Annotated in this window: 18 protein-coding genes; 9 read left to right on the top strand and 9 right to left on the bottom strand. The window is 70.4% G+C overall.

The features are described 5' to 3' along the window. Window positions 1-5: 5 nt before the first annotated feature. From AAFX79_10060 to AAFX79_10040, 5 genes are read left to right on the top strand one after another with little or no spacing between them, the layout of a single operon-like run. Window positions 6-923, top strand: a complete 918-nt coding sequence (locus AAFX79_10060) for a polysaccharide deacetylase family protein (GenBank protein ID MEO1008903.1) — start codon at window positions 6-8, stop codon at window positions 921-923. Beyond that, window positions 920-1996, top strand: a complete 1077-nt coding sequence (locus tag AAFX79_10055) for a glycosyltransferase family 2 protein (protein MEO1008902.1) — start codon at window positions 920-922, stop codon at window positions 1994-1996. Before AAFX79_10060 ends, AAFX79_10055 begins: the two co-directional genes overlap by 4 nt. Beyond that, window positions 1993-2685 carry a hypothetical protein gene (locus AAFX79_10050; protein MEO1008901.1) on the top strand — a complete coding sequence of 231 codons (693 nt, stop codon included), beginning with the start codon at window positions 1993-1995 and terminating at the stop codon, window positions 2683-2685. The genes AAFX79_10055 and AAFX79_10050 overlap by 4 nt, the downstream gene beginning before the upstream one ends. Next, complete coding sequence (locus AAFX79_10045) at window positions 2682-3878, top strand: glycosyltransferase (GenBank protein MEO1008900.1); 1197 nt, start codon at window positions 2682-2684, stop codon at window positions 3876-3878. Before AAFX79_10050 ends, AAFX79_10045 begins: the two co-directional genes overlap by 4 nt. Further along, on the top strand, window positions 3875-4768 hold the full coding sequence (locus AAFX79_10040; protein MEO1008899.1) for a sulfotransferase domain-containing protein: 894 nt from the start codon (window positions 3875-3877) through the stop codon (window positions 4766-4768). The genes AAFX79_10045 and AAFX79_10040 overlap by 4 nt, the downstream gene beginning before the upstream one ends. On the opposite strand, the gene AAFX79_10035 is transcribed toward AAFX79_10040, so the two are convergent. After that, window positions 4765-6084, bottom strand: coding sequence for a hypothetical protein (locus AAFX79_10035; GenBank protein ID MEO1008898.1), 1320 nt, complete (start codon window positions 6082-6084; stop codon window positions 4765-4767). The genes AAFX79_10040 and AAFX79_10035 overlap by 4 nt on opposite strands. Before the next feature lie 261 nt (window positions 6085-6345). Here AAFX79_10035 and AAFX79_10030 point away from each other — a divergent pair, with 261 nt between their 5' ends. Next, on the top strand, window positions 6346-7506 hold the full coding sequence (locus AAFX79_10030) for a hypothetical protein (GenBank protein MEO1008897.1): 1161 nt from the start codon (window positions 6346-6348) through the stop codon (window positions 7504-7506). Here the strand turns inward: AAFX79_10030 and AAFX79_10025 are convergent. Both AAFX79_10025 and AAFX79_10020 read right to left on the bottom strand, forming a co-directional pair. Beyond that, window positions 7496-8482, bottom strand: coding sequence for an NAD-dependent epimerase/dehydratase family protein (locus AAFX79_10025; protein MEO1008896.1), 987 nt, complete (start codon window positions 8480-8482; stop codon window positions 7496-7498). The genes AAFX79_10030 and AAFX79_10025 overlap by 11 nt on opposite strands. 425 nt (window positions 8483-8907) lie before the next feature. Then, on the bottom strand, window positions 8908-9930 hold the full coding sequence (locus AAFX79_10020; GenBank protein MEO1008895.1) for a hypothetical protein: 1023 nt from the start codon (window positions 9928-9930) through the stop codon (window positions 8908-8910). Between the two features lie 193 nt (window positions 9931-10123). Here AAFX79_10020 and AAFX79_10015 point away from each other — a divergent pair, with 193 nt between their 5' ends. Next, complete coding sequence (locus tag AAFX79_10015; protein ID MEO1008894.1) at window positions 10124-11317, top strand: Mrp/NBP35 family ATP-binding protein; 1194 nt, start codon at window positions 10124-10126, stop codon at window positions 11315-11317. A 71-nt stretch (window positions 11318-11388) separates the two neighbouring features. Further along, complete coding sequence (locus tag AAFX79_10010; protein MEO1008893.1) at window positions 11389-11820, top strand: SnoaL-like domain-containing protein; 432 nt, start codon at window positions 11389-11391, stop codon at window positions 11818-11820. 76 nt (window positions 11821-11896) lie between these two features. Here AAFX79_10010 and AAFX79_10005 read toward each other — a convergent pair whose 3' ends face one another. The 5 genes from AAFX79_10005 to AAFX79_09985 form a co-directional block, all read right to left on the bottom strand. Beyond that, window positions 11897-12634, bottom strand: coding sequence for a GC-type dockerin domain-anchored protein (locus AAFX79_10005; protein ID MEO1008892.1), 738 nt, complete (start codon window positions 12632-12634; stop codon window positions 11897-11899). Window positions 12635-12734: 100 nt separating this feature from the next. After that, window positions 12735-13535 (bottom strand): EF-hand domain-containing protein, encoded by an 801-nt coding sequence (locus tag AAFX79_10000; protein MEO1008891.1) that lies wholly within the window; start codon window positions 13533-13535, stop codon window positions 12735-12737. 518 nt (window positions 13536-14053) lie between these two features. After that, entirely contained in the window at window positions 14054-14866 is an 813-nt protein-coding gene (locus AAFX79_09995) for a GC-type dockerin domain-anchored protein (protein ID MEO1008890.1), read from the bottom strand. 330 nt (window positions 14867-15196) lie between these two features. Next, window positions 15197-16060, bottom strand: a complete 864-nt coding sequence (locus tag AAFX79_09990; GenBank protein ID MEO1008889.1) for a GC-type dockerin domain-anchored protein — start codon at window positions 16058-16060, stop codon at window positions 15197-15199. A 190-nt stretch (window positions 16061-16250) separates the two neighbouring features. After that, the gene (locus AAFX79_09985) at window positions 16251-16994 is read right to left on the bottom strand and encodes a GC-type dockerin domain-anchored protein (GenBank protein MEO1008888.1); all 744 of its coding nucleotides are present in this window, start codon (window positions 16992-16994) and stop codon (window positions 16251-16253) included. A gap of 208 nt (window positions 16995-17202) precedes the next feature. Between AAFX79_09985 and AAFX79_09980 the strand changes: the two genes are divergently transcribed. Continuing rightward, on the top strand, window positions 17203-18186 hold the full coding sequence (locus tag AAFX79_09980; GenBank protein MEO1008887.1) for an aspartyl/asparaginyl beta-hydroxylase domain-containing protein: 984 nt from the start codon (window positions 17203-17205) through the stop codon (window positions 18184-18186). On the opposite strand, the gene AAFX79_09975 is transcribed toward AAFX79_09980, so the two are convergent. Further along, window positions 18179-18394: a 4-oxalocrotonate tautomerase family protein gene (locus AAFX79_09975; GenBank protein ID MEO1008886.1), complete on the bottom strand. Its 216-nt coding sequence runs from the start codon at window positions 18392-18394 to the stop codon at window positions 18179-18181. The genes AAFX79_09980 and AAFX79_09975 overlap by 8 nt on opposite strands. Between the last annotated feature and the right edge of the window lie 63 nt (window positions 18395-18457).

Raw genomic sequence — 18457 nt, 5'->3', positions numbered from 1 at the left:
GCTCCATGCGGCACGCGCTGTCCTTCGACATCGAGGACTGGTTCCACATCGTGGACGTCGACGGCCTCGAGCCGGCGCGATGGGATGCGCTGCACGCCGAGCACACGCTGGTGGAGCGGCGGACCGACCAGATCCTGGAGTTGTGCGCCGAGGCCGGCGTGCGGGCCACGTTCTTCGCGCTGGGCTGGATCGCCCAGCGGCATCCGGCGCTCGTCCGCCGCATCGCCGAGGCCGGCCACGAGCTGGCGAGCCACGGCCACATGCACGAGCGGGTCGGCATCCTGGGCCGCCAGCCGTTCGCCGACGACCTGCGGCTGTCCATCCGCGCCATCGAGGATGCCGCCGGCGTGCGGGTCGAGGGCTATCGCGCCCCATCGTTCTCGATCACGCCCGGGTGCGAATGGGCCTTCGACGAGATGGCCGCGCAGGGCATCACCTGGGACGCCAGCCTGTTCCCCGCGGCCCGGGGCCACGGCGGCTACCCGTGCCCGATGGGCGCCCACCGCGTGACGGCACCCGGCGGCGCGGTGCTCGATGAGCTGCCGATGTCCGTGTGGTCGCCGCCGCCGCTGGGCAGGCCCAGGCTGGCCTACTCGGGCGGGGGGTACCTGCGGCTGCTGCCCCTGGGCATCATCCAGCGGGCGATCGAGGCCGAGGCCCGGGCCGGCCGGCCCACGGTGGCGTATCTGCACCCGCGAGACTTCGCTCCCGACGCCCCCCGCTGGCCCATGCCGCCCGACCGCCGGTTCAAGTGCTACGTGGGCCTGGCATCGACCGAGGGTAAGCTACGGCGGCTGCTGGCCGACTACAAGTGGGGCACCTGCCGCGAGGTGCTGGACGAGCAGCTCGGCAGCCGGAGCGACCAGCGATCGGGCGCGTCCGAGAATCCACCCACCGCCGCCCAGACGGGAGCCACGCCGTGAGCCAGGTCGCCGACACGCCGAGCGCCGGCACGGACGAGGCCTCCGCCGCGAACCTGCACCGGTTCGCGGGCGACGCCGCGGCCGACCCGCCGCACGCCGACCTCGACCGCTTTCGGGAGCGGGTCGTGGGGCTGCCGCCGCTGTCGGGCTACCCGGCGGAGGGCTCGGTGCCCGTCAGCGCGCTCATCCCGGTCAAGAACGAGCAGGCCAACGTGGCGGCCTGCGCCCGCCGGCTGGCATGGTGCCGGCAGATCGCGGTCATCGACAGCCAATCGGTCGACGACACCATCCCGCTGGCGCAGGCGTCGGGCGCCGAGGTCTACCAGTTCCGCTACGACCGGAGCGTCGGCTGGCCCAAGAAGAAGAACTGGGCCCTCGAGCACGTGCCGTGGCGGAGCGACTGGGTGCTGATCGTCGACGCCGACGAGCACATCACTCCCGAGCTGGCGCGCGAGATCGAGGCGGTCGTCGCCGGCACGCAGACGCCCGCCAAGCCGGGCTGCGGCGACGGCTACTGGCTCAACCGCAGGTTCATGTTCCTTGGCAAGTGGCTCCGCGGTGGCGGCTGGTACCCCAGCTGGAACCTCCGGCTGTTCAAGCACCGCCTCGCCCGCTACGAGCGGATCGGCGACCTGGGGGACACCGGTTCGGGCGACAACGAGGTGCACGAGCATCCCGTGCTGCTCACGGGCGAGGCCGGCTACCTGCACCACGACATGCTGCACTACGCCTACCCCGACCTGACGACCTGGATCGAGAAGCACAACCGCTACACCACCTGGGAGGCCCACGCCTGGGACGCCAGGGACGAGGGCGGCGTCACGCCCCGCCTCTTCGGCACCACCATCGAGCGGCACCGCTGGCTCAAGAAGCGGGCCCGCAACCTGCCCGGACGCCCGCTGCTGCGGTTCACCTACGACTACCTGTTCCGCCGGGGCATCCTCGACGGCTACCCGGGCTTCGTGATGGCGACCAACATGGCGTGGTACGAGTTCATGTCGGTGGCCAAGCGTCGCGAGATGCTCATCGCCGAGCGGATGAACGCAAAGCAGGCCGGAGCGCCGCCGCCATGACCGATGCGGCGGCCCAACCCACGACGTCGGAGCCGGCGGCACCCGAGCCGTCCTCACCCAGGGCGGCGCGGATGCGCGCGGGCGACTTCGTTGCGGAGGGCGCCAGCAACGAGGTCCGCGCCGCGAGCCCCTACTCGACCAAGGCCAAGATCGCCCGCGTGCTGTGGAGCGTGGTGCAGGAGCTGGTGTTCCGCACCACGTTCCACAACTGGTACGGCGTGCGGCGGACGCTGCTCAACGCCTTCGGCGCCCAGATCCACCCGACCGCCCGCGTCCGCCGGAGCGTGCGAGTCGAGATCCCCTGGAATCTCTCCATCGGCCGGGATAGCTCGGTCGGCGATCGCGCCATCCTGTACTGCCTGGGCCCGGTGACCATCGGCGACCGCGTGAGCATCAGCCAGGGGGCCCACCTGTGCGCCGGCTCGCACGACTACACCAAGCCCGGCATGCCGCTGCTGCGGCCGCCGATCATCATCGAGGACGACGCCTGGATCGCGGCCGACGCCTTCGTCGGGCCCGCGGTGCGGGTCGGCGCGGGCGCGATCCTGAGCTCCCGCGGCGTGGCGATGAAGGACCTCCCGCCCTGGTCCATCTTCATGGGCAACCCGGCGCAGTTCGTCAAGGCCCGCCCGCCCATTGAGGGAGCCGACTCCGCCGGCGACTCCACTGATGGGGCCGACGCAACGTGACGCCGCTGCGGATCGTGCACCTGATCGATCGGCTGGATCCGGCCGCGGGCGGCCCGCCCATCGTCGCCGCCCGGCTTGCCGCCGCCCAGGCGCGGCTGGGCTGCGAGGCCACGCTGCTGGCCTACGGCTATCGCGACGGCCGCGAGCGCGCCGAGGGCTTGCTCAAAGAAACGCCGAGCGGCGAGTTGGTTCGCGTCGAGTGGATCGCCGAGCCGTCCCCGCCGGAACGCCTCACGGGCGCGAGCGCCGCGCGCACCTTCGCGGCGCTCGCAGACGGCGGCGTCGACGTGCTGCACGCCCACGGCATGTGGGAGTTCATGATGCCCGCATCGGCCCGCGTTGCGCGGCGGCGTGGCATCCCGTACGTCATCACGCCGCACGGCATGCTCGATCCGTACACGCTGTCGGTCAAGCCGTGGCGCAAGAAGCTGGTACTCGCGACGACGCACCGGGCGTTCCTTCGGCGGGCCGCGTTCGTGCACATGCTCAACCGCGACGAGGCCGATCTGGCACGGCCCGTGCTGCACGGCACGCCGACCCGCGTGATACCCAACGGCATCTTCCTGGAAGAGCTGGACGCGACGCCCCCCGCCGGGACGTTCCGCGCCGCGCACCCGGAGCTGGGCGACGATCCGTACGTCCTCTTCCTCAGCAGGCTGGCGCACAAGAAGGGGCTGGACTACCTCGCCGACGCATTCGCGCTGCTGCTCGATCGCGTGCCCGGCGCGCGGCTCGTCGTGGCCGGCCCGGACGACGGCCAGCGGGCGCCCTTCGAGGCCCAGGTGGCCCGGCTCGGCGTGGGCGAACGCGTGCACGTGGTCGGACCGCAATACGGCGTGGACAAGCTCGCGGCGTTGCGCGATGCGGCGGTGTTCTGCCTGCCCAGCCGGCAGGAGGGCTTCTCGATCGCCATCACCGAGGCGCTGGCGCTCGGGCTGCCGGTGGTGATCTCGAAGGCGTGCCACTTCCCCGAAGTCACCGAGGCCGACGCCGGCATCGAGACCGACCTCGACGCCACGCAGGTGGCCCTCGGGCTCGAGAGCATCCTGCACGATCCGGCCGCGGGCGAGGCGATGGGCAGAGCGGGTGCCGCTCTCGTGCGGCAGCGGTTCACCTGGCCCAAGGTCGCCGAGCAAACCCTGGCGTGCTATCGCGACGTGCTGGGCGGCACGCACCGGGAGCGCCGCGGGTGAAGCTACCGACCTTCCTCATCATCGGCGCCCAGAAGTGCGGCACGACCACGCTGTACCGCGACCTGCTCACGCAGCCCGGCGTGTTCCTGCCGTACAACAAGGAGCCGACGAGCCTGGTCGACGACGCGGTGCTGACCGACGCGGGCCTGGCCGAGTACGCCGCGCTCTACGCCGGCTCGAAGGACGGCGACGCCCGGGGCGACGCCTCGACGGGCTACACGCGGATGCCGCGGTTCACGGGCGCAGCCGAGCGCGCCCGCAAGGTCCTGGGGCCGAACATCACGCTGATCTACCTGGTCCGCGAACCGGTCGCCCGGATCGTCAGCCACCATCACCACTGGATCACCAACCATCCCGGCGCCCGCGAGGTCGATCGCTTCGTCGACGAGGATCCCAACGCGATCGCGTTCACCCGGTACGCGTGGCAGCTGGAGCCCTGGATCGAGCAATTCGGCCGCGAGAAGCTACACGTCTACGTGTTCGAGGAGTTCGTGACGCGTCGGGCCGAGGTCGCCCGCGAGCTAGCGCCGGTGCTGGGCTTCGAGCCGCGGCCCGAACGGATCGACGCAGGTACGCGCTTCAACGCGGCCGACCAGCGCTCGGTGGACGCGGGCTGGGCGATGGCGCTGCGGGAGACCTGGGCGTACCGCCGGCTGCGGCCGATGCTGCCCAACTCGCTCCGCGACGCGCTGCGGCTGCGGCTGGCGCCCAAGGCGCCGCCGCCGCCGCCGCCGCCGTCGGCAGCCTGCGTGGACCGCATCCTGGACGCGCTCGAGGACGACCATCGCGCCCTGGCGGCGCTGCTCGGCCGGCCGCACCCGATCTGGGATCCGGCACACACGCGGGCGAAGTACGAGCGGCTGCGCACCGAGGCGGCGTCGCGGCCCTAGGTCGCGAGCCTGGGTTGGCTCAGGAGCATGGTCGCCATGGCGGGATTGTCTCGCTTGAAGCGGAGCATCTCGCCCGCCCAGCTCATGAAGAGCATGGACAGCAGCAGGTGCATGAACGCCCAGCTGTTGGTCGCCAGGTAGATCATGTGGTTCACCATGCCGTGCGCATACACCATGAGCAGGAACGCGAATAGCACGCTCATGAGCAGCGGGTCGACGTCGAAGAGTGCCCGGTTCTTCCACACGAGGAAGGCGGCCAGGCACGACACGAAGGCCAGCACCAGGTAGGGCGCGAGCAGCACGATGCCGCCGGTGTAGGCCATCTTGAGGTAGGCGTTGTGGGCGTGGTAGCCCAGATCCTCGTCGCTCTCCGCACGCAGCCCGCTGGTGCCCAGCAGGCCCGTCATGGGCCGCTGGGAGATGGACTCGCGGATGTAGGTGACGGCCTGCTCGCCGCGCGCGGTCTCCACGGTCTGGTAGCGATGGAAGGGGTTGGCATCGACGCGGCTGATGATGACCGCCACGCCCACCAGCATCATCGCAATCATGGGGATGGCCAGCACCGGGCGGCGGATCATGTAGAAGCCAAGGGGGGCGCAGACGCCGACCATCGTGATCATCACCGAGCGGGTGCCGCTCAGCAGCCCGAGGCCCGCGGAGACGGCGGCGGTGCCGAGCCAGATGAGACGCAGCGGCCAGAACCTGCCGCGCAACGCCAGGTACAGGCCCAGGCCCGCGGCGATGGTGAAGATGATGCCCACCTGCAGCGACGACGCGCCGTAGGGCTCGAATCGCGAGTGGCCGGTGAACGTCCAGTTGCCGGTGACCAGGGCGCTCAGCATGATGGGCATCGACAGCGTGAAGCCGGTCGCCAGCGAGACGAGCACCAGCATCAGCGAATCGCGGTCGACGATCGTCCGCGTCACGGCCAGCGTCGCGAGCACCATGCAGATCCACTGCACCGAGAGCAGCAGCGGGAAGGTGTTGTCCTCCGCCGTCACCAGGAAGACCGGGCCCACCAGAGCGAGCGGCAGGTATCCGTACGCGATCGGGGGCAGCTTCCGCTTCCGCCCCGGCGAGGCGATGGCGGCCGCCGCGACCGCCAGCAGCATGGCGAACCCGAGCGCCTTCGCGGCCAGAGCGGGCGGCCCCAGCATCGGCAGGCGGCCCACCAGCAGGAAGGGCGGCAGGATGGTCAGCGCGATGGGCAGGCGGATCCGCGACGGGCAGAACATGAAGGCCATGCCCGCGAGGACCGGCGCGAGGACCAGCACCGGCAGGGGCACGACGTCGAGATAGTCTTGTAGCTCGAACATATTCCAAACACTTTGCGGGCCGCGGGACGCCGACAACCCAGACGCATCCAAGGGCCCCGGGGTTCGTCGGGCGTGCCCGGCGCATCCCCGCAGGCCGCACACGCCAGATCTTCCCTTCGGCTGGAACGCGGCGGAACTTGCCGCGGCCCCGCGGGAGCGGGCCACCCCGGGAGGGGCCGATACGCCCCTGAGGACTCGTATGGTTCCGGCGGCCGCCCGCGGGCATGGTTCCCGGGTCGGCATGCACGAAGGGAAGTCGGCATGGCACGGCGAGGCGGCATGGTCGGACCCTCGGTGAGGCGGGCGGCGGCGGCGTTGGGCCTGGCCGTCCTGGCGCTGGCGGTCGCGGGGGCCGGGCCCGGCGGCGTCGCCGAGTTCTCGGGGACCGGGGCCGAGCAATCCCGCCAGCGCTTCGCCTTCCACGTCGAGCTCGCGGCCCACTCGTCGCTGGGCCTGCCGCGCGAGGACATCGACATCAGCGGCGGCGTGTGGCAGAAGAACATCATCGACATCGGCGGATGGAAGCTGGGCATCTGGCGTCGCCAGGGGCCGCACCACATGGCGGTCATCCGCCGCGGCATGGCGCTGCACGTCCGCTCGCTAGAGCAGCGCATGCCATCGCTCGTGCCGGCGGGGTTCGACGGCTACGTGGTCATCGATTACGAGGCCTGGTGGGCGCTGTGGGAGCGGACGTCGAATCAGCCGTCGTCGGCACCGTCCGACGCGCTCGACACCGACTTCAAGGACGACTGGCGGGACTTCATCCGCGAGCGTCGCCCGCACCTGGTCGATGGGCTCTCCGCCGCCGACGCCGAGCGGGTGTACGAGGCCACCTACGAGGCCCACGTGCGGAACTTCATGCTCACGACGCTCTACACCTGCAAGCGGCTGCGGCCGCGGGCCAAGTGGGGTTTCTACAACTACCCGCAGGTGCTGGTCAACAGTGATCTGACGCCGCCGGGCGTCAAGGGCTACGGCGACCTCACGCACGAGGCCAGCCTGCTCAACGACCAGAACCAGTGGTTGTACGACGCGGCGGACTTCGTCGCGCCCCGCATCTATCCGCCCTTCGAGGTGCTGCCGGAGACGCCCGAGGGCGGCTTCAAGCCCGGGCAGATACCGGTGCGCGGCCACGAGGAATGGCTCTCGTCGATGGTCCGCGAGGCGGTCCGGCTGGCCCGGGGCAAGCCGGTGATCCCCATCCACTCGGCGGTGTACTACTCGTCCCAGGACATCTCGCTGCAGCCGGTCACATACTTCCAGCACCGCGAGGTGTTCCGCATCCTGGCCGAGAACGGTGCCGCCGGCGTGATCGTGTGGCACAGCGTGGCGACGGCCGAGGAGCTGGACGAGTACTGGCGGATGTGGGCGGAGATCCTCAAGCCCGCCGGCGAGGACGCGTCGCGGGAGATCAACGGCTGACGGGCTGCCGCGGGGCGGCCATCCGCGGCTGGTCGGCCAGCCAGGCCCACTGCCGGCGGAGTCCCTCGTCGAGCGGCGTAGCGGGCGCGTAGCCCAGCTCGGATCGGCTGCGGGTGAGATCGGCCCACGTGCGATCAACATCGCCCGTGGGCTGTGGAGCATGCTCGATGGTCGGCCGCCGGCCCACGACCGCCGCGACGCGTTCGACCAGCTCCAGGACGGTCACCGGCGCATCGCTGCCGAGGTTCCAGATGCGGTAACCGTGCTCGGGGATGCGGTCGTAGGCCGCCAGCACGCCGGCGGCGATGTCGGTGGCGTAGGTGAAATCTCGGCTCATGCCGCCGTCGCCGAAGACCCGCAGCGGCTCGCCGTGCGCGATCGCGCGCATGAACAGGCTGATCGCCAGGTCGGGCCGCTGCCTGGGCCCGTAGACCGTGAAGAAGCGGAGCATCGCGACGGGCGTGCCCGATGCGGCGTGGTGGGCGTGCGCGATCAGTTCGCAGGCGCGCTTGGTCGCGGCGTACGGACTAATGGGCGCGGAGACATCGTCGTCCTCGGCGAAGGGCACCTTCGGGTTGTTGCCGTACACCGAGCTCGACGACGCAAGCACGAGGCGCTCGACGCCGTGCGTGCGGGCCGCATCCAGCACGTGCTGCGTGCCGACGACGTTGTGCAGCGCATAGCCCGCGGGGTCGGCGAGGCTGGGCCTCACGCCGGCCTTGGCGGCCAGGTGGATGATGCCCGTGGGCCTGGTGCGGGCGACGAGCTCGCCGATGGCGGCGGCGTCGGTGATGTCGACGCGGTGCAGTGGCTCGCCGCCGGCCGCCTGCGACCAGTTCGCCAGCTTGCGGTCGCGGTCGTAGAAGCCGTCCAGCGCGTCGACGCCGATGACCTGCCAGCCCCGGGCGCGGAGCATCTCGGCGACGTGCGATCCGATGAAGCCGGCGGCGCCGGTGAGCAGGACGCGCTCATTCATGGGCAAGTGTGTCGCGGCGGCGCGGGCAAGGCGAATGCCGGCCGAACAACAAAGCGGGGTACCGCCGCTAAACGGCACCCCGCTGGAGGAGAGAGAGAGATCTTCGATACTAAGCGGTTTATCGGGCAGTGCCACCCCATCGCTTGTGCATCTTTCGGCGGCAGCAGGCCTTAGCTCACCCCGAACGGGTGGAAGCACCTCCCGCCGCCGAGGGCCCCAAGCGTCGTTCGAAGGGCAATCCGCCCGCATCATCGCGAGAATCGAGAACCGCCAACCACCGATAACACGCGACGCCGCGGGCGCGACGTCTAGGGGGAATCACAACATTTATTTCACCAGACGGAACCGCAGAACGGGCCCAACCTGGGTGACCGCTGGCTGCCGGCGGAGCGCGACGGTCTCGCGGCCCGGCGCCGGCGAGGAGGCTAGTTTGGCCGCCGGCGGGGTGGGCGGTCCTCGCTCTGGGCCGCCTGGAGCCGGCGGAGCAGCCGCTGCCGCTGCTCGGGCGACATCTGCTGGAGGCGTTGGACCAGCTGCTCGCGACGCTCGGCCGGGATGGCCTCGAGCCGCTGGCGAACGCGCTGCCGGACATCCTCGGGCTGGGCCTCGAACCACCGCCGCAGCTCGGTGGCGTCGCCGGCGGGGGCGTCGGGCATCTCGGCGAAGCGATCGCCGATCTGCTTGCGGTATCGCTCGCGGTCGCGTTGCTCGGCCTGCTGGTCCCGCTGGGCGCTGAAGCGCTCGAGGACCGCCTCGAGGTGCGCCCGCTGGTCGTCGTTGAGCTCGGCCCAGATCTTGTTCTGCGTGTCCACGGGGCTCGGCATCATCGCCCGCAGCTCCCGGGCGCGCTCTCGGAGGCCTTCGGGCGCGGACGGGTTGCCCGCCGCGGTGCGCGCAGGTGCGCGATCACCGGGCCGCTGCGCTTCGCGTGGCGCCTCCATCTCGCCGGGTTGCGCGTCGGCCGGGCGGCTGCGCTCGGCGCGGGAACGTGGCGGACGCGGGCGGTCGCCGCCGTCCGCGCCGCGCTCGCCCCGGCGGCCCGCGGACCGCAGAGCGCGGAGCTCGTCGGCGTGCGTGCGACGGAATTCGGCAACCTCCCGCTCGTAGGCGCGGACCAGGCCGCCGATCCGATCCCGCTGCGCGCCGGAGAGACGGATGTTCTCGGGTGCGTCCGGAGCCGAAAGCTCGCCCAGGGCGCGTCGGAAGGCGCGGGGCGGCACGGTGCGGTCGGCGTAACGAGACATCGCGCCGGGCGCCTCGGAGAACGAGGATTCGGCCCCGGGCAGCCGTTCGTCCCGCACCTCCGGGCCCGAGAGCAGCGGGGGCGCCGGGGCGCCGGCCTGCGCCTCGGCCTCTGGTTCGGCGTGTGGCTCGGCCTGTCCGGCGGCCGCCGTCGCGAGGCCGGCAACGGCGAAAAGGGCGATGAGTCGGCTTGCTGCGTGCGGCACGGGGCACCTCCTGCGAGCGGAACGTCGGGGCTGTCTCGGTCGCCCGGCGGGTGACGCTATGCGGCCGGCCGACACCCCTACAACGGCCGGAGCCGCGGCCGATTGCAGCGTCGTCCCGATACCATTACTGGACGACGAGGCAGCAGCGCGTGGATGCCACGGGGGGATGTCGAAGTATGACCGGACGCGGCTCGTGATATCGGAAGCGAACATCCGGCGGTGGCTCTCGGCGGTCACGCCCGCGGGCGAGCCGGCCAACGTCGTCGATGAGGGGCGGCTCGAATGGGTCTCGGTGCTCGAGGGGTCCGTTGCCGTGCGGCTGCACCTGCCATCGCTGCGCGACCAGCCCGAGGCGATGGAGGCCGTCGCCGCCGCGTGCCTGGAGGCGATCCGCCAGGGCGCGGTCCGAGCGGGCGAGCGCATCCGTGCGCTGACCGTCGAGTTCGTGGATGATGCCGGCACGGTCGTCCGCACGTCGAAATTCGAGGCCTCGCCCAGGGGCGCGCTGCGGCCCGCCGACACGGCCAGCGCGCCGGACGATGCACCCGCGCCTTCCGCGCCCGCGGCGAGCGACGCGCCGGCGGCCAACTTCGCCATCGCGGTGGGGGCGGGCAAGGGCGGCGTGGGCAAGAGCTCGATCGCGACCAACCTCGCCGTCGGGCTCGCGCGACGGGGCCACGCGGTGGGCCTGCTCGACGCGGACATCTACGGGCCCAGCGTGCCCGCGATGCTCGGGCTGGCCGCCCATGAGCCGAGCACCATCGCCGGGCGGTTCCAGCCGTTCTACACCCACGGCGTCAAGTCGATGACCATCGGCAAGCTGGTGGAGGCCGACAAGGCGCTGATCTGGCGCGGGCCGATGGCGCACGGCGCCGTCAAGCAGATGGTCGAGAAGACCGACTGGGGCGAGCTGGACCACCTGGTCATCGATCTGCCGCCCGGCACCGGCGATGTACCGCTCACGCTCGCCCAGACGCTGCGGCTGACGGGCGCGGTGGTGGTGTGCACGCCGCAGCGCGTGGCGCAGGACGACGCGGTCCGGGCGGTGCGGATGTTCGAGCAGCTCGAGGTCCCCGTCCTGGGCGTGGTGGAGAACATGAGCGTCTTCATCGCCGACGACGGCACCGAGTACGACATCTTCGGCCGCGGCGGCGCGCAGCAGATGGCCCAGCGGCTCGGCGTGCCCTTCCTGGGCGCAGTGCCGCTGGCGATGGACCTGCGGGCCAACAGCGACGCCGGCGATCCGACGGCGAATTTCCAGACCGACACGGTACCGATGCGACGCGTCCGGGAGGCCTTCGAGGCCGTGCTCTCGACGCTGGAGAGCCAGCTGGCGCTGGCATCGCTGGGCCGGGGCCGGGCGGGGCCCACTCTCACGATCCATTAGCGTCTCACGTCCGCGTCGTGTATCCTGCGCATCGCGAGAATCACCTTCTGAGGGGAGCAAAGGAGCACGCCATGAGCACGCCAGCGACTACGGGGGCGACCACGCCCATCGAGACCATCACGAAGATCGGCAAGGACCTGGTGGACCACTGCAACGCGTCGCTGCCCGACGGCGCCGACCCCATCGCTCACGATGGAAAGCTGTGGGACGCGCACTTCGCGTCGAGCTGGACTTCGGTGGAGGGCGACGGCTCGGAGTTCGTGGGCCGCGAGGCCATCGAGGGCAAGTACCGCTGGTGGATGGACAACTTCGAGTGCCACGAGGCGAAGGCGACCGGCCCGTTCGTCGGCCCGGGCGGCTTCAGCGTCATCTTCGACATGGACGTGGAGCCCAAGGACGGCTCGCGGCCCCGCGGCTGGATGAAGGAGATCGCCAACTACACGGTCGAGGACGGCAAGATCGTGCGGGAGGTCTTCTGCTACGACGCCAACCAGGGCGGGTAAGCACGACGCGAGACGCAGCGCCGACGCCCCCTCGCCGGGGGCGTTTTCGTGCGCACGGCTCTCGTTCGACGAGGCCCTAGGGGCAGCCGGCGATGAAGTAGTTCTGGAACTGCAGGAAGTCGAAGATGGTCAGTTCGCCGTCCCGGTCGAGGTCGGCCCGCGAGTCGCCCACCGCGAAGTAGGTCTGGAAGGCTAGGAAATCGAAGATGGTCAGCTGGCCGTCGCGGTCGAAGTCGGCGCAGCAGCGACAGATGAACTGCTCGCCCTCGACGCTGATGACCAGGTGCGTGTCGGGCAGGGCGATGTCGGCGAAGTCGGTCGGCTCGGGGAGGCCGCAGCCATCGGAGCTGACGTAGGACGGCGCGGTCTGTCCGGCCGAGTTAGCGCCGGGGATGAACACGTCGCCGGTCAGGCCGCCCGACGCCAGGCTGAAATCGGGCACCGCGACCTCGACGACGAGCCAGCCTCCCTGGACCACGCCGTGGATGTCGGCCGCGACGACGTCGAGCGAACGCTCGGTCAGCGTGATGGTGGTCGACCCCACGAGGTCGAACGAACTCGGCGGCATGGGCCAGTCGATCGGCGAATACAGGTTGATGGCGATATCGGCCTCGCCGAGCGTGGGCAGGGCGAGCGTCTCGACGCCGAACTCGACCCGCGTGACCCGCAGGCTGTCGTCGACGCCGAAGTCCGGCAGGAAGAAGCCCCGCCAGAAGCTGTTGTCCCGGCCGGTGCTCGGATCGTCGATCGTCGTGCACGCGGCGCCCACGCCGGGCGTGATCGTGCCCTCATCGACCGAATGCGAAAGCCGCACCTGCGCAGCGCACGTGGCCGCGGGTGCGAGCGCGACAAGTAATATTAGATTTCGCATGCGCAGCTCCCCATGAGAGCTACGCGGGCGTAATCAGCTCCCGTTACGGGCAGCCTGCGTCGAAGGCCGTCTGGAACGCCAGGAAGTCGAAGATGGTGAGGACGCCATCGCCGTCGAGATCGGCCATGAGGTCGCCGGCATCGAAGGCGGTCTGGAACGCCAGGAAGTCGAAGATCGTCAGCGAGCCGTCGCCGTCGAAGTCGGGCACGCACACGGCGCCGCCGGTCTCGCCGACGGCCACGAGGACGAGGTTGACATCCGGGAAGCCGATGGTGGCGTAGGTGACCGGCTCGGGCGTGCCGCAGCCGTCGGAGCTGATGTACGACGGCGCCGTCTCGCCGAAGGAGTTGGCGCCGGGGAAGTAGACGTCGCCCGTGAGTGCGCCCGCGAGCAGCTCGAGGTCGGGCACGCTGATCTCGACGACCAGCGAGTTGCCGGCATCGACAACACCGGTCACGTCGGCGGTGATGACCTCGAGCGACGTGTCGCCGAGCATGACCTCGGTGGTGCCGATGAGGTCGAGCGTGCTGGCCGGCGCGACGCCCGCGGGCCCCTGGAAGAGGTTGATCGTGACGGGGATCTCGACGAGCGTGGGGAGGGCGATCGTCTCGACGCCGAACTCGATCTGCGAGATCGTGACGGCCTCGGAGATGCCGAAGAACGGCAGCGAGAACTCCCGCCAGAACTGGTTGTCGCTGGATGTCTGGGGCGCGGCCGTCGACGAGCACGCGATGCCGACCGCGGCGATCGGCAGCTCATCGGTCGAGTGTGACAGTCGGACGGGGTCGGCCTGGGCCAGGCCCGCGCAGGCGGCGATCGTGGCTGGTAGTACGAGACTCTTCATCGGAACCTCCCGTGGCTGGGACGTGCGCCTCCCTCGGTGTGCCCCCACCGCGCGTCGCCGAGGCGGGGGCGACGCAGCGGGTAGTACCACGAGCCGAGGGGCGAGTTGCGGACGGCGCCGACGAAGCGCACGCGACGCCCATGCAAACGAGTCCCCACCCGCAGGCAATCCGGCGGACGCCACCGATGCTCGCAATCTGGCGGGGCGAGCAGAGTCCGACTACGAGCTCCGCCACGATGCTCGCGTGCGCCTGCAGGGGGTCGATCGGGCGCTCGGCCCGCACGATCGTGGCGGTGCCGTCAATGCCGAGGGAGGATGCTGCAGGGATGCGCACGAGCTAGTTGACGGCGCACGCATGCACCGCGTCGACCGAGGGGCGTGCGGGATCGGCGTGGGCCACCCCGACGCGGTGGCGATCGGGGTTGGGCCGAGAGACCTGGCGTGACGAAAAAAGGGCCCCGCACGCACGTGCGGGGCCCCACTCGATCATCGAACTATTCGAGTCGTGCTGGTCCGTATTACGGGCAGCCGGCGTCGAACAGGTTCTGGAACTCGAGGAAGTCGAAGATGGTCAGGACGCCGTCGCCGTCGAAGTCGGCGGCCAGGTCGCCGGCATCGAAGAGGTTCTGGAAGCCGAGGAAGTCGAAGATGGTCAGCTCGCCATCCATGTCGATGTCGGGCAGGCAGATGCCGCCCATGCCCTCCTCACCCTCGGCGACGATGATCAGGTGCGTGTCGGGGAAGCCGATGGCGGCGTAGTCGGTCGGGTCGGGCAGGCCGCAGGCCGTGGAGCCGATGAAGCTCGGGGCCGACTGGCCGAAGCTGTTGCCGCCCGGGAAGTACACGTCGCCGGTGAGCGCGCCACCAACAAGGTCCTGGAAGGACGGAACGTTGATCTCGACCATCAGGGCCGCGCCGGCGCTCACGGTGCCGGCCACGTCAACGATGACGACTTCCTCGGTCCGGTCGGTCAGCACGACGTCGGCCGAACCGACCAGCGTGCCGCCAAGGATCGGCGGGCTGCCGGCCGGAACCTCGAACAGGTTCACCGTGATGGTGCCCTCGACCAGGGTCGGCAGGGCCAGCGTCTCGATGCCGAACTCGACGGTGTTCACGTCGAAGGCCGTGCTGACGCCGAAGTCGGTCAGCGTGAACGAGCGCGAGAACTGGTTGTCGGCACCCGTCTGCGGCGCAGCCGTCGAGACGCACGCCACGCCGACGCCGGCGACCACGACGAACTCGTCGGTGCTCTGCGAGAGGCGGATCTGGCCGCTGGCCGCCGCGGCGAGACCACAGACGGCGAGGCTGGCAAAAACGGTCTTCTGGTTCATCATTTCCTCCCCAGGGGATGTGAACGTGAGGGCACGACGATGCATCCAGCCGTGCCTAACGGTACAAACCGCACAACGCGGCTCATGGGTAACTTACCGCAAAAACGGCGCAAGTGGAAGCGGAAATCGTTGGAAGTGGGGTAACCCGAGTCCAATAAAAACCAACGCTGCGCCTTCCTGGGGGGCTTGAAGTCCGAAAGAGCGGGCACTGCGGGAGTTCGTCGGCCGCATGAAGGCCCGATACCGAGCAAATACCGCTCTCGCACCGCTCTCGGAGTGGGTCGCTATCCGGACCCGCCTCGATCGCCGGCTCGGCCAACCAGCGACCTATCAGGGGCACCCGGCGTCGAACTCGTTCTGGAACTCCAGGAAGTCGAAGATCGTCAGCGAGCCGTCGCCGTCGAAGTCGGCGGCCAGATCGCCCGCGTCGAAGAGGTTCTGGAAGGCGAGGAAGTCGAAGATCGTCAGCGAGCCGTCGCCGTCGATATCCGGCCGGCAGGTGCCGCTGCCGTCGCCCTCGGCGGTGATGATGAGCTTGGGGCCCTCGCGGCCCATGAACTCGGTCTGGCCCCGGTAGGTCGCCACGACGCCGGCCTCGGCCTCCACGAACACCCAGGTCATCACCTCGTCGCCCTCGATCTCGGCCCTGACGGCGTCGGTCAGGGCGAGCGCCTCGACGCCGCCGCCCGGACCGCCGCTCTGGTCGTACGCGTCGATGGTGCCGGTCTCGATCTCGAAGAAGAGGTAGCTGAGGATCGGGTCGGCCTCGGCCAGCGGCAGCTGCGGGTCGCCGCTGCCGGCGTCGAAGAACGGCCAGAATAGCGGGCTACCGGCGGTCTTGGCGTCGGTGGTGTCGTCGGTGGAGATGAAGACATCCACGAGGCCGTCGGCGGTGAAGCCGGCGTTGTCCTGGGTCATCTCCAGGGTGACGGCGGTGACCTCCCAGCCGCCCGGGAAGGCCGCATCGAACTCGGCCTGCACGGCGGTCAGGTCCCACCGCGCGGTGCCATAGGAGCGGAACTCCACGGGGCTGCCCTCGCCCTGGATGTTGAAGAAGAAGTCGCCAAAGTCCGGCGGGCGGGGCCCGTCAACGCGGATCGTGCCGGTCTCGAAGGCGACGACCGAGCGGGTCTCTTGAGCGGCCGCGGTCGCGGCGATGGCAATCCCACAGACGGCTGCGATGCAACGGGTCATGGCAGAATCTCCCTGTCATCCGGAGTGCCGGCGGCGTCCGCGGCGGCACCTCCGGATGCCGCATGGCGGGGTAGATCGGCGTCGCCGGCGTGGCAGGAAGCATAGATGCGGCGACCCGCGGGCCGGCCCGCGGGAGCGCTAGAAGTGCGCGAATTTGGGCCTAGGCCGGGGCATGCGGCCCGGGCAGGCCTCAGGGGCAGCCCGCGTCGAAGGCGTTCTGGAAGGCCAGGAAATCGAAGAGGGTGAGGCTGCCGTCGCCGTCGAAGTCGGCGGCCGGATCGCCGGCGTCGAAGAGGTTCTGGAACGCCAGGAAGTCGAAGAGCGTCAGCTCGCCGTCGCCGTCGAGGTCGGCCGGGCAGGCGGTGGCGGCGTCGCCCTCGATGATGAGGCCCGGCACGGCGCCGTCGCCGCCCTGCTGCCACGCGCCGGCGGGGGTCGTGGTCGAGGTGTAGCCCGTCACGCCCGTCGCCCAGTTCCACACGGGGTTCTGGGCCCGGGCGAAGTCGCCCTCGGCCACGAGCCAGTAGGTCTCGCCGGCCCGCAGGAGGGTGGTGCCGCTGGCCTCCGCCGTATCGAGCTGGGGGTCCCAGCCGATGGCGGTCACGATCAGTTCCAGGGTCTCGAGGACGTCGCCCGAGGGCTGCGAGAAGCCCGCGGGGGCGGCGTCGGTCTGGATGGTTAGCGTGACGGGTCGGGTCTGCGGCACGCTAGCGTTGCTCATGAACCAGGCCGACACGCGGGCCAGCGTCGCGTCGGCGGCGGGCGTGAACCGCACGGCCACCGACTGCTCGGTGAACACGTCGAAGCCGATCAGGCCGAACGGGCTGCCGAAGGGGTCGGCAGTCTCATAGATGATCTCGTCGGCGGCGACGTGGGCGGCGGGGAGGACGATGGCGAGGCCGGCGATGGCGCCGGCGAGGCGGGACGGGTGCATGTGCATCTCTCCGGGTGGGGGGCGGTGTCCTGGCGGCCTGCGCACGCCCCTGGGGGTTGGTTATCCCGTCATTCGCGGGGGGTTGCCCGGGGTTTCATGTTCGGGCGCGCCCGCGGGAGTTCCACAGGGACTTCGGCCCGCCGCGCTATCCTGTCCGGCATCCGTTGGCGGTCCGCGCCCGCCGCGGGACCGCCCGGGAGAACCGCGCATGCAGCCGGTGACGACGACCGAGAGTCTCCCGAACACCGACGCCGGCGACGCACGATCGCCCGCCGAGACATCACCCTCCGCGGGCGGCGGGGCCGCGGGGTTCGTGGAGGTGCGGCCGGACGGCCCGCGGGCCTTCGACGGCGGCACGGGCATCAGCGCGCGACTCGTGAAGCGGCTGGCCAAGCGGATCGGCGGCGTGCTGGTCGTCGCGGGGCTGGTCGTGGGGGCGTGGCTGGCCGAGCTCTACGCCATCCCGATGATCGTGGGCTTCTACGTGTTCTGCGGCGCCATCGATGTCGGCCGCCACCGGCCGCTGACCTATGCCGTCGTCGACAGCTACTTCTTCGGCAAGGGCGTGCTGACCTGGTTGCTCTCGCCCTTCAACCTGCTGATGGACGTGCTGAGCCTGCCCTACCGCAACAAGGGCATCTATCGATTCGAGGACCTGCCCGAGCTGCACCGCCGCGAGCTGACCGAGCTGCTGGACGCGGCCCGGGGCAGCGATCTCATCGAGCAGCTCCGGGACAAGATCCGCGACGACCGCAGCATGCTCTTCTTCCGCTGGTACGGCAGGGAGCTGCCCGCGACGGTCGACGTGCCGGCCTTCTGCAAGGAGTACGAGACCATCCGCACGGTGGGCGTCTCGATCTTCAACAAGCGCAAGAGCACGTCGTGGCACTTCGGCCCGCTGCGGGCGACCTTCCGCGTGCTGTACAACCTGCGGCCCACGCCCGACAACGCGGCCTTCATCCAGGTGGGCGATCGCGTGCACTACTGGAACAACGAGCCGCTGTTCATCTTCGACGACACGCTGATGCACCAGTCGGTCAACGAGAGCGACCACGTGCGGTACTGCATGTTCATCGATATCGTGCGGCCCAACAAGATCAAGCCGGTCATGGATGCCATCGTCGCGGTGCTGCAGGTGCTGCTGATCCGCATCAACCGAACGTTTTACAAGCGGTGGGTGATGATCAAGTAGCGACGCCATCCCGCTCTCGGCGGCGATAGTCGTCGGTGAGCATGCCGGCGAAGCCCCAGTCGGCTTCGGCGATCTCCTGGATGACGATGTGCGTCTGCTCGGGCTTCTTGCCGAGCGTGTCGACGAGCGAACGGGTGATGTCCTCGACGAGCCGCTGCTTCTGGGTGCGGGTGGCGCCGGCGGTGATCTGCACGTTGACGTAGGGCATCGCTGTCTCCAGGGGCTCGGCCGATCCGACGCCACCGGCGCGGCCGGTGTTCGCGGTGCGCAC

It is taken from the genome of Planctomycetota bacterium (assembly GCA_039819165.1).
Lineage (GTDB): Bacteria > Planctomycetota > Phycisphaerae > Phycisphaerales > UBA1924 > JAHCJI01.
The sequence above is the reverse complement of the archived record's forward strand: the minus strand, read 5'-3'. Positions and strand labels throughout refer to the sequence as shown.